An 11,170-nucleotide genomic window follows, 5' to 3' on the forward strand; every position below is an offset into this window, starting at 1 on the left:
CCCCAAAATAAAGAATTGATTGTTTTTATATTTAAACAAACTGATTTTTCCATAAAATAACTTCATTTTGTTTCAATGATGCTTGGACATCAATAATGCGCTGATTTGAACTTCCTCTAAACTGTAAGGTCAAATCTTTTTTTGCCAATTCAAAACGTCCATCTACCAAAACATCTAGCAAGGAAAGCAGTTCTAACTTGTCGTCAGATTCTTGCATCAATTCTTGCCAGGTATATCCTGTCCACGACCAGATATCTTTTGTTTCGCCATATTCAGAACGAATTCTTTTGGCTAGTGGAATTGCTACTTGAGTATTTAAAAATGGCTCTCCACCTAAGAGCGTTAAACCTTGGACGTAAGGTTGCCGTAAATCTTCTATAATGGTATCTTCCAGTTCTGTTGTATATTCAAACCCGTATGCAAAATTTTGAGCAATTTTATTGTAACATCCTTTGCATGCAAACAAGCACCCACTCATATACAAACTGCATCTCACACCTTCTCCATCAACAAAATTAAACGGTTTATAATCTGCGATTCGGCTTTGGCTGTAATCCTTAGCCAGCCACTCTTTTGGTTTAGGATTTCTCATCTTGTTTCTCTTCCTCATTATTTGACATATGTTTGACTCGGGCTAAAATTTCTTTATGTCTTCCATGAACCATTGGTCTAGCTTGAGGATTACCCAGATAGCCACAGGTTCTTTTTACAACATCACAGGTTTCTGGATTCGTATTGCCGCATTCTGGGCATTTAAATCCTCGCTCAGTTGGATCAAAATCGCCATCAAATCCACAATCGTAACAATGATCGATCGGTGTGTTGGTTCCTAGGTATCCAATACGGTCATAGGCGTAATCCCACACTGCTTCCAATGCTTTTGGATTCTGTTGCATATTTGGGTACTCACAATAGTGAATGAATCCCCCAGAAGTGAATTCCGGGTAGTCTTTTTCAAATTCAATTTTTTCGAATGGCGTCGGCTTTTTGCGAACATCATAATGGAAACTATTCGTATAATATTCTTTATCTGTAATATCATCTATTACACCAAACTTTTTCGTATCTAAACGACAAAAGCGATCGGTTAAACTTTCACTTGGAGTTGAATACACACTAAAATGGTAGCCCTGTTCTTCGCCCCACGTATCTGCATCTTGTTTCATTTTTTTGAGAATCTCTAAAGTAAATGTTTTAGCTTCTCCATTCTTCTCCCAATCGGGTCCAAAAAATACCGTTGCTGTTTCATATAGCCCAATATACCCTAAAGATACCGTAGCACGTTTGTCTTTAAACAAGTCATCAACATGAGCTTCTTTTTTGAGTCGCTTCCCAAAAGCTCCATGCTGATATAGAATGGGCGCATTTTCAGGTGTGGCTTCTTTTGTCCGTTGAACACGATAAACGAGTGCATCACGACAAACTATTAGTCGTTCATTCAATATTTCCCAAAACAATTCCATATTTCCATTAGACTCCAAGGCTATACGCGGTAAATTCACGGTAACAACGCCTAAATTCATTCTCCCAGAGTTCACTTCATTTCCTTCTGTATCTGTCCACCCTTGTAAAAAAGAACGACAGCCCATTGGAGCTTTAAAACTACCTGTTAAAGCGACAATTTTATCGTACATCAAAACGTCCGGATACATTCTTTTCGTCGAACAAGTTAAAGCTAATTTTTTCAAATCGTAATTCTTATCTTCTGGATTTAAATTGATTCCGCTTTGAAGCGAAAATACAAGTTTTGGGAAAATAGCGGTTCTTTTTTCTTTACCCAAACCATTAATGCGCACAAGTAAGATGGATCGCTGAATTTCTCTTTCAAACCAATCTGTTCCTAGACCAAATCCTAATGTTGTAAAAGGTGTTTGTCCTTGAGATGAATAAAGCGTATTGATTTCATATTCTAAGCTTTGCATTGCATCATAAATATCTTTTTTTGTTTTGTCTTTTGCATACTGTTGCTGCTTTTCTTCACCTATAATCCATTCCTTAGCTGTTTCTAGATGTTTTTGATAATTTAAACGGCTGTATGGAGCCAGTACTTCATCGATTCGGTCTGCACTGCATCCGCCATATTGGCTAGAGGCTACATTGGCAATAATTTGAGCCATTTGAGCTGCAGCTGTTTGGATAGAACGTGGGCTTTCTACTTCTGCATTTCCGATTTTAAAACCTTCATTAAACATACTTTTAAAATCAATCAAACAACAATTTGTCATTGGAGAATAGGGTTGATAATCTAAGTCATGATAATGAATATCTCCTTTTTGATGAGCATTAGCTACATGTTTTGGCAAGAGTTTAAGGCCAATAGATTTAGCAACTACCCCCGCAGTAAGATCTCTTTGCGTATTAAAGATATTGCTATCTTTATTCGCATTTTCATTAACCAGAGTTTGTTCTTTACGCAATAGATGGTGAATACCATAATTGATATCCGTTGATTGACTTCTTTCCAAATCACGACGAGACCGATAAAGTAGATAGGCTTCTGCTAAATCAGGTTCGTGAGCATCTAATAAAGTATGTTCTACGATACTTTGAATTTCATAGATTTTGATATCTGCTGAAAATCGTTTTGCAATTTCCTCTTTTACTTTTGTGACAATTCCATTTAATTGTTTCACTGTTTCTTTATCGGTCTCTTTTTCTAATGACTGGTGTGCTTTCAACAAAGCAGAAAAGATTTTTTCTTCCTTAAATTCAACTTCACGACCATCTCTTTTCAATACTTTAAACCCTTTTTTGTTCACACTTTCACAAATATTTACACCTTTTTCATATGTCATACGCTTACACCCTCTTTTTCCCATTAAATACTATATGTAGTTTTTTAAAACAACATGATTCTATATCTAGTATATACGGAACTTTCAGTTTCGTCTACGATTTTCATGGATCATAAAAAAAGAATCACACATTGAAAATGCATGATTCCCATATTTTAGATTAGTTCATAGTGATCTTGCTTAAAGCAGTCTTTTCTAGCATCAATAATTTTGCTTTCATCTCTAATGTTCCTCGGTACCCAGATAATTTTCCGTTTTTATGAATCACTCGATGGCAAGGAACGACAATCAACAATGGATTTCTTCCTATTGCTGTTCCAACAGCTCGATAAGAACCCGGCTGTCCAATTTGGATAGCTATTTCTCCATATGATTTTGTTTCGCCATATGGGATTCCTTTTAAAGCTCCCCATACTCTCTGTTGAAAAAGAGTTCCATCGACATCTATCGGAAAAGTAAATATTGTTCTAGACCCCGCAAAATATTCTAAGAACTGATAATGATACATCTCTAGCCTTATCTCATCTTCAATTAAAGAGGCTTTTGGGAAAAGTCTTGCAATTTCTATTTTAAGTTCACTCAAGAGTCCATTTAAAGATCCTACAAAACAAAGCCCATTTTCAGTTGCTGCTAAAGATAGCGTTCCTAGTTCATAGTCAAAAAAATGATAAAAAATTTCCTTTTGGTCACTTGTCATTTTTCCATCCCTTTCGTTTAAGGTTCTACTATTTCTATACCCGCTAGTTTACTAAAATCTTGATATACCCTTTGACTTTTTTTATCTTTCAGTAAAATTTCAACTTCACCAGATAAGCCTTCTTTTATCATTTTAGTCATAATGCCATCTTTTGGAGCCATCAATTCACCCGCAGTTGTCATAATGCCTTTTATAGTTAGTTCAGCTTCTTTATTCTCCAGAAAAATAGTTACGGTATCTCTCTTTTGATTCTTTATTTTAATTTTACTGTTATTGTATGTTGCAAATCGGTACTCTTTATCCTCTACCACTAGAGCACAGATAAATCCTTTAAAGGTTGTCACATGAAATGGAATATGTGCTACTGAAAAAAAGATACTCGTACTTGGATTTTTAAAATGATTGGATTGTATCCAAGTGTATTCCTTAGGAAAAGAAGTACCCCAGTCTTTTTCAATGTAGCCTTTTCCCATTGTAAAATCAATTTTTTGATTATTTATATTCAAGAAACCTTTTATAGTATGATTCATACTGATTACACCATGGTAACACTCCATTTTTGGAATGTACGCAAACCCGCCCATAATGGAAGGGGAAAGCACAGTCTTTTTTATGACTTGAAAAGCATTTAATGTTAATTTCCCTTGAATAATTAGCTGTTCATCCCTGAGTTGAATCGAAATAAACGATTCTGTGAATATATTATCTCCAATTTGAACTAAAAATGGTTTATGTTGATAACTAAATTGATCTAACCTGTACCTAATATACCCTGTTTTTGTAACCTGCTCATTTTGTTCCGTTAACGCTACATAGATATATTGGATAAAACTATGCTCATCGCCTTTAACTAAACTCACTCCTGGAATAAAACTGATACTAGTTTTTTGGTCTATTGAAACTTGTTTATAATACCAGCCCTCAAAATAGTTCTTTTTATTTAACGTTCCTTGAAAAAGAATTGGATTCCGTATCTTGTCAAACATCAGCTAACCCCCTAATTCTGCTTCTATACCTGTATACTATCATATTACTAAATGTTTATATAATTCTACCTGACTATTGTAAGGGATAGATAAAACAATTTCTCTATCTATGGTAAAATAAACAAAGAAAATGAAAATGTAGGAGTGTTGACTATGAAAGTAGGGTTCATTGGTATTGGAAATATGGCTGGCGCTATTATTAAAGGAATGATACAAAATGGACATACATCGAATCAAGATATTTATGTACACAATACAACTCCAGAAAAACTAGCACAGTTTACTGGAGAAACCGGAACTCAAGCTTGTTCATCGAATAAAGAATTAGTAGCAAAAGTTGACGTGTTAGTGCTTGCAGCTAAACCAATTGTTTTCCCAACTATTTTAGCAGATATAAAAGAAGATATTGCTACTCATCAACCTGTAGTGGTTTCTATTGCTGCTGGAACCACACTTCAAAAGCTATCCGAACTTTTGAGTGAAGGCAATCAAACGCCTATTATACGAGCAATGCCAAACCTAAACTCACAAGTTGGAGAAGGGATGACCGCCCTTTGCGGAAATAATTACACTACTAAGGAACAGTTAGCATTCGTTTTAAATATGTTTCAAGCGATTGGTGAAACGATTGCATTACCTGAAAAAGACTTTAGTACCTTCACAGCGATTGCTGGGAGTTCACCGGCATTTGTCTTTTTATTTATTGATTCATTAGCACGAGCCGCCGTCAAAAACGGAATACCTAAAGATGTAGCAACCAAAATTGCTGCTCAAGCCGTTCTTGGAAGTGGAAAATTAGTACTAGCTAGCAAAGAAACACCTTGGAATTTGATTGACCAAGTTTCTTCTCCTGGTGGAACAACTGTTGAAGGGATTCTAACCTTAGAAGATACCGGTTTTATAACTTCTATCACTAAAGCGACTCAAGCTGTTATTAAAAAAGATCAAGATATGATGCAGCAATAATGCAACTAATTCAACAAAAAAGACGACAACCCTTTATTATACTTGGTTGTCGTCTTTTTTGAGCAGTTCAGCTTTTCTTTGTAACTTTTCTTCTTTTTTACGTTTTCTTAATTCTTGGAAAAAATTGCTTAATAATTCGCCACATTCTTGTTCTAAAAGACCTGATTCAATTTGAACTTGATGATTAAACCGTTCATCCGTCAGTAAATTCATCAATGTGCCCGCTGTACCACCTTTAGGATCACTAGCTCCATAATAAAGCTCTTTTACACGAGACAAAATCATTGCACCACTACACATAGGACAAGGTTCCAATGTCACAAATAACTGAGCTTCTTCCAATCGCCAATTCCCTATATTTCGATTAGCTTCTTGAATAGCTAACATTTCAGCATGTGTCGTTGCATCATTCGATTCTTCTCTTCTATTGTGCCCGCGACCAATAATTTTTCCATTCAACACAACGATTGCACCAATAGGAACTTCTAATTTTTCTTTGGCTTTATAAGCTTCTTTAATCGCTTCTTGCATAAAATACGCTTTATCTTCTGTGGTTAACATCTTCCCATTCCTTCACCTGTTCTTTTCTTTATCATAGCATAATTTATCTACAAACTTATGAAAAAAATGATAGAATAGCATTATAGACTAAATGTAATGGTTTTCATTTAAAGGAGTGCTTTTATGAATTTTAATCAGTTTAAAACTATTTACCCGTCTGCCTTTTTAACCGATGAAACAAAAAATGATCAGAATTACTTAACGTTTCCTTACGACAATCAATGGATTCACTTTGATAAAAAACAATTGACCTCTTCAGAAATGAAATTACTTTATCTTATCTTTAACAAAACGATTTCTGCTCAAAATACAGGCAATACGCAATCCAAATGGTCAGACTTTTTATTAGATGATCAGTTGCACTTGCCTATCGAAACCGGAGTTTATCGAGTCATTCAATTTGATATTAATAAAAAAGATACACGATTTGATAAGAAACTATGGCTAAGTTCTTTTAAAAGCTTCTTTAAAGATGTACAAGAAGCATTCTTTATTAATGACCACTATGGACTATTGATCCACCGCTATTCAAATTACTCAATTGCTCAAGATGAAACGATTGGAATCTTACAAACCTTAGATGACGATTTTTCTACTAAAACTAGTGGTTATATTGGGCAACATTGGCCTATTTCTATAGACTTCAAACATTTTTTTAAAGAAGAACAAGCTATCTTTTTTCATCAACTGAAAAGGAACAAACAAGTCTTTTCGTTACCTGATGTTGCACTTAGCTATTATGCTTCAGATACTCTCTCAAAAAGTCCTATTATTCAACACTTAAAAAAAGATTTGGCTTCACATCCAGAAACCAAAGAATTGATTACAGCAATTTGGTTAAATCAAGGAAATATCAGCTTGGCAGCAAAATATCTTTTTATCCATCGAAACACTTTGCAATACCGGTTAGATCGTTTCTATGAAGAATCAGGTCTCTCATTAAAAAATAGAAATGATTTACTTCTTTGTTACTTATTAACAATCTAAAAAGAATACTCTTGCTTTAAGTCATAACTTAACACAAGAGTATTCTTTTTTATGAATGAAAACTACTTTATTTTTTTAATTTATGTTTTAAATCTTTTTTATGATGTTTAAGTTCATGTTTCCAATCATGTTTTTTTTCCATGAAAGCATCTCTAAAATCACTAGTCGTATCTTTGAAATGATCTCCATAAGAACTAACGCTACCTCTTAAATCTGAAACTTTGTCTACAACACTCAATAAGTTTGCAACTTCCATATCTGATAAATCATCTACAACAGTCATTGCTTTTTCGTTTCCTTTTAATTTTTCTTTTACAAAGTATCTTGCTCTTTTACGATTGATTTTAGACTCGATTTTTTCCATTGCCATATTTGATGAAGAAACAACAATTGCTCCCACTGCAACTACTGTTCCAACTCCTATTAATAAAGCTTTAGTTGAATTTTTCATGAACAGCCACTTTCCTTTCGACATTTCTTTATTTTTATCATAGCAGAAAGAAAATTAAAACACGAATAAAAACATCTACTATCTTTAAAAGATAGCAGATGTTTTACTTTTCCAATTAACAATCAGATTATACGTTCTCATTTGTAGCTAACGATTTTTCGTTTACTTTTTTAAAATCTTTTACTGTAATCCGAATAGTTCCTTTTGAAGCACCTATTGTGACCTGATCGCCGATTTTAACTCGGCCACTCAATAACTCTTCACTCAATCGATCTTCTACTTCTTTCTGAAGTGCACGACGGATTGGTCGTGCTCCATATTCAGGATCATAACCAGCTTTAGCAATCACATCAATAGCAGCTTGAGTGATTTTGACTTCAATATCCATATCTTTCAATCGTTTAATAATAGTATGTGCCATTAATTTAACAATTTGAGTTAACTCTTCTTTTTCTAGAGAATGGAAAACAATCGAATCATCAATCCGATTGATAAACTCAGGTTTGAACGTTTTTTTCAATTCTTCCATGATTCGTTTTTCCATAGCTGAATGATCTTTCTTATTGTTTGCTGTACCAAACCCAACTGCTTTTTCATCTCTTAATGCTGTTGCGCCTAAGTTAGATGTCATAATCATCACTGTGTTCTTGAAATCTACTTTTCGTCCTTTAGCATCCGTTAAATGACCATCATCTAAGACTTGTAATAAAATATTAAATACATCCGGGTGAGCTTTTTCGACTTCATCAAATAGAATAACTGAATACGGTTTTTGACGAATTTTCTCAGTTAATTGACCACCTTCATCATAACCAACATATCCGGGAGGTGAACCAATTAAACGACTCGTGCTATATTTTTCCATGAACTCAGACATATCTACGCGAACTAGAGCTTCTTCACTACCAAACATAGCTTCCGCAAGCGCCTTAGCTAATTCCGTTTTTCCGACACCTGTAGGTCCTAAGAACATGAATGACCCAATAGGACGGTTAGGATCTTTCAATCCACTTCTAGATCGTCTAATCGCTCTAGACACTGAACCCACAGCTTGCTCTTGTCCAATTACACGTTTATGCAACACTTTTTCTAAATTCATCAAACGGTCTGATTCTTTTTGTTCCATTTGTTGAATTGGAATACCTGTCCATAAAGCCACAACTTCTGCAATATCTCTTTCTGTTACTTGTAAGGAATTTGAAACAGCTTTTCCTTCTTGTTTTTGAATTAAATTTTCGATTTTTTTGCGTTGCTTCATTTCTTTTGAACGAATTTTTGCTGCTTTTTCAAAATCTTGCAACTGAATAGCTTCTTCTTTTTCTCGAATTAAAGCTTCTAAATCTGTAACCGCAGCTGCAACTGGCGAAGGTTTACTCGAAACGTCTAATCGTACTTTCGAAGCTGACTCATCTATCAAATCAATCGCTTTATCTGGTAGTTGTCTTGACGTAATATAACGTGATGAATACTTAACAGCAGCATGTACTGCCTCATCTGTAATTTCAACGCCATGATGTTCTTCATAGCGAGAACGTAATCCTAACAATATTTCTTCAGCTTCTTCTTCTGAAGGAGCATCCACATGAATGGGTGCAAAACGTCTTTCTAAAGCTGCATCTTTTTCAATATACTTTTGATATTCATCTAAAGTCGTTGCTCCAATTGTTTGCAACTCGCCACGAGCTAATGCCGGTTTCAAAATATTAGAGGCATCGATTGCACCTTCTGCTCCACCAGCACCAATTAAAGTATGCAACTCATCTATAAATAAGACAACTTCGCCATCTTGATAAATCTCATCAATCACTTTTTTCATTCGTTCTTCAAACTCACCACGATATTTTGTGCCTGCTACCAATGAACCCATATCTAGCATCATTAATCGCTTATTGGCTAATGCAGCTGGAACTTCTCCATCAATAATTTTTTGTGCTAATCCTTCTGCAATAGCTGTTTTACCAACACCAGGTTCTCCAACTAAAACAGGATTATTTTTTGTTCGACGACTTAAAACTTGAATGATACGTTGGATTTCTTTATGACGTCCAACAACTGGATCCAATTTACCTTCTCTTGCAACAGCTGTTAAATCGCGAGCTAGTGAGTCCAAAGTAGGTGTACCGGCGACTTGTTTAGCAGCTGGCTTGGCTTTTCTGGCTTTACCATTTGTTACATCACTCAAACCAATTTTTTTCAATACGATTTGACGAGCTTTATTTAAATTAATGTCTAAGTTGCTTAAAATTTTAGAAGATAAAATATCTTCTTCACGCAATAATCCTAACAATAAATGTTCTGTACCAACTAGTGCTGATCCCATACGCCTTGCTTCATCCGTCGCAAATGTAATAGCTTGTTTGGCTCTTGGGGAATAAGGAAGAATCGCATTTTTAGAAAGGTACTTCATAGTTCCATAACCTGTAAAGTGTTCAATTTCTTCACGAATATCCATTTCAGTAACAGAAAATTGTCTTAATGTTTTTCCTGCAATACCATCTTGTTCCATAATTAATCCTAAAAGAATGTGCTCGGTTCCTACAGAATGGTGACGAAATCCTTTTGCTTCTTCTTGCGCCATGATCAAAACCATTCTTGCTTTTTCAGAAAATAATTCATCCATTCATTTCGCCTCCGTTTTTATACTTTACTCATATTTTAAATTGTTTAAAAAAGCTATTAGTAATCTAGCTCTTAATTCATTTTCATCTGATCCGCTAAAATTTAGGAGTGACTTTTCCATTACCGCTAACATGATGTTTGCCTCTCGTTTAGTCAACATTTCAGATTCAAATAATCTCTCTATAATAGAATAAGCATTCTTTTGAGAAATCTTTTTCCCAATAATATCGATCATCATATCCAGCATTTCAGCTTCATCTAACAATTTCACTTTAATGATTCGTATATACCCGCCACCACCACGTTTACTTTCAACCAAATAGCCTTGTTGTACAGTAAAGCGAGTATTTATCACATAATTTATTTGAGAAGGAACACAATTAAATCGATTTGCCATTTCACTACGCCTAATTTCGACTTGTTCATCTTGACCTAAAACCTTTTTTAAATAAGCTTCAATGATATCCGACATGTTTTGATTGTGCATAGGGTATCTGTTACTAAAACATTTTAATGTATGATAAAGATCTTATCTTTAATTGCTCTACATTGCAATGGTGTTTTTTTAGTAACACTCCTTTTCTTTTAGTCCTAACACTAGACGTATTATTTAGCCTACTTTTAAAATTGATAAAAGCAAATTAAATTAATAGTGGAGGATGCTTCCAGTTAGCCTCTGGAGCATTCTTGACTAATACTGACTTTCATTATACGAGAAATAAGAAGATTTGAAAAGCATCTCTACTCACTTTCTTCTAAAACAACTTGTAAATCCCCTATGTGTGCAATTATACTCACCAAGAAAATAAACAAAAAAAAGATAATTCCTCTAAAATAAGAGAAATTATCTTTTTAAATTATTTATCGGGAAGACAGGATTCGAACCTGCGACCCCTTGGTCCCAAACCAAGTGCTCTACCAAGCTGAGCTACTTCCCGTTACTGAGTTATTCTTTTTTTTCAAAAGAAAATGCACCCAAGAGGACTTGAACCTCTAACCCCTTGATTCGTAGTCAAGTACTCTATCCAATTGAGCTATGGGTGCAAATGGTGCCGAGGGCCGGAATCGAACCGGCACGGTGATCACTCACCGCAGGATTTTAAGTCCT

The 11,170-nt window shown here is 34.8% G+C and carries 10 protein-coding genes and 2 tRNA genes; 2 read left to right on the forward strand and 10 right to left on the reverse strand.

Annotated features, from left to right (window positions below; genetic code table 11):
* Positions 1 to 31 precede the first annotated feature (31 nt).
* The 4 genes from nrdG to ACKI3H_RS07100 form a co-directional block, all read right to left on the reverse strand.
* Positions 32 to 592 (reverse strand): anaerobic ribonucleoside-triphosphate reductase activating protein, encoded by a 561-nt coding sequence (gene nrdG, locus ACKI3H_RS07085; RefSeq protein WP_407371580.1) that lies wholly within the window; start codon positions 590 to 592, stop codon positions 32 to 34.
* On the reverse strand, positions 579 to 2,795 hold the full coding sequence (nrdD, locus tag ACKI3H_RS07090; RefSeq protein ID WP_407371581.1) for an anaerobic ribonucleoside-triphosphate reductase: 2,217 nt from the start codon (positions 2,793 to 2,795) through the stop codon (positions 579 to 581). The genes nrdG and nrdD overlap by 14 nt, the downstream gene beginning before the upstream one ends.
* 160 nt (positions 2,796 to 2,955) lie before the next feature.
* Positions 2,956 to 3,492 carry a methylated-DNA--[protein]-cysteine S-methyltransferase gene (locus tag ACKI3H_RS07095; RefSeq protein WP_407371582.1) on the reverse strand — a complete coding sequence of 179 codons (537 nt, stop codon included), beginning with the start codon at positions 3,490 to 3,492 and terminating at the stop codon, positions 2,956 to 2,958.
* A 17-nt stretch (positions 3,493 to 3,509) separates the two neighbouring features.
* Complete coding sequence (locus ACKI3H_RS07100) at positions 3,510 to 4,478, reverse strand: tocopherol cyclase family protein (protein ID WP_407371583.1); 969 nt, start codon at positions 4,476 to 4,478, stop codon at positions 3,510 to 3,512.
* A 153-nt stretch (positions 4,479 to 4,631) separates the two neighbouring features.
* Between ACKI3H_RS07100 and proC the strand changes: the two genes are divergently transcribed.
* Positions 4,632 to 5,444 carry a pyrroline-5-carboxylate reductase gene (gene proC / locus ACKI3H_RS07105; protein WP_407371584.1) on the forward strand — a complete coding sequence of 271 codons (813 nt, stop codon included), beginning with the start codon at positions 4,632 to 4,634 and terminating at the stop codon, positions 5,442 to 5,444.
* A gap of 36 nt (positions 5,445 to 5,480) precedes the next feature.
* Here the strand turns inward: proC and tadA are convergent, their stop codons facing one another.
* Positions 5,481 to 6,005, reverse strand: a complete 525-nt coding sequence (tadA, locus tag ACKI3H_RS07110; RefSeq protein WP_407371585.1) for a tRNA adenosine(34) deaminase TadA — start codon at positions 6,003 to 6,005, stop codon at positions 5,481 to 5,483.
* 123 nt (positions 6,006 to 6,128) lie between these two features.
* Between tadA and ACKI3H_RS07115 the strand changes: the two genes are divergently transcribed.
* A complete protein-coding gene (locus ACKI3H_RS07115; RefSeq protein WP_407371586.1) occupies positions 6,129 to 6,992 on the forward strand; it encodes a helix-turn-helix domain-containing protein in 864 nt (287 codons plus the stop codon).
* A 67-nt stretch (positions 6,993 to 7,059) separates the two neighbouring features.
* Here the strand turns inward: ACKI3H_RS07115 and ACKI3H_RS07120 are convergent, their stop codons facing one another.
* The 5 genes from ACKI3H_RS07120 to ACKI3H_RS07140 all read right to left on the reverse strand — a co-directional run bounded on the left by ACKI3H_RS07120 (position 7,060) and on the right by ACKI3H_RS07140 (position 11,106).
* On the reverse strand, positions 7,060 to 7,443 hold the full coding sequence (locus ACKI3H_RS07120; RefSeq protein WP_407371587.1) for a hypothetical protein: 384 nt from the start codon (positions 7,441 to 7,443) through the stop codon (positions 7,060 to 7,062).
* Positions 7,444 to 7,570: 127 nt separating this feature from the next.
* The gene (locus tag ACKI3H_RS07125) at positions 7,571 to 10,063 is read right to left on the reverse strand and encodes an ATP-dependent Clp protease ATP-binding subunit (protein WP_407371588.1); all 2,493 of its coding nucleotides are present in this window, start codon (positions 10,061 to 10,063) and stop codon (positions 7,571 to 7,573) included.
* Positions 10,064 to 10,087: 24 nt separating this feature from the next.
* The gene (locus ACKI3H_RS07130; protein WP_407371589.1) at positions 10,088 to 10,549 is read right to left on the reverse strand and encodes a CtsR family transcriptional regulator; all 462 of its coding nucleotides are present in this window, start codon (positions 10,547 to 10,549) and stop codon (positions 10,088 to 10,090) included.
* Positions 10,550 to 10,926: 377 nt separating this feature from the next.
* Positions 10,927 to 11,000, reverse strand: a tRNA-Pro gene (locus ACKI3H_RS07135).
* 32 nt (positions 11,001 to 11,032) lie between these two features.
* Positions 11,033 to 11,106: transfer RNA gene (locus ACKI3H_RS07140), tRNA-Arg, on the reverse strand.
* Positions 11,107 to 11,170: the final 64 nt, after the last annotated feature.

It is taken from the genome of Carnobacterium sp., from assembly GCF_045617425.1.
Classification (GTDB): domain Bacteria; phylum Bacillota; class Bacilli; order Lactobacillales; family Carnobacteriaceae; genus Carnobacterium_B.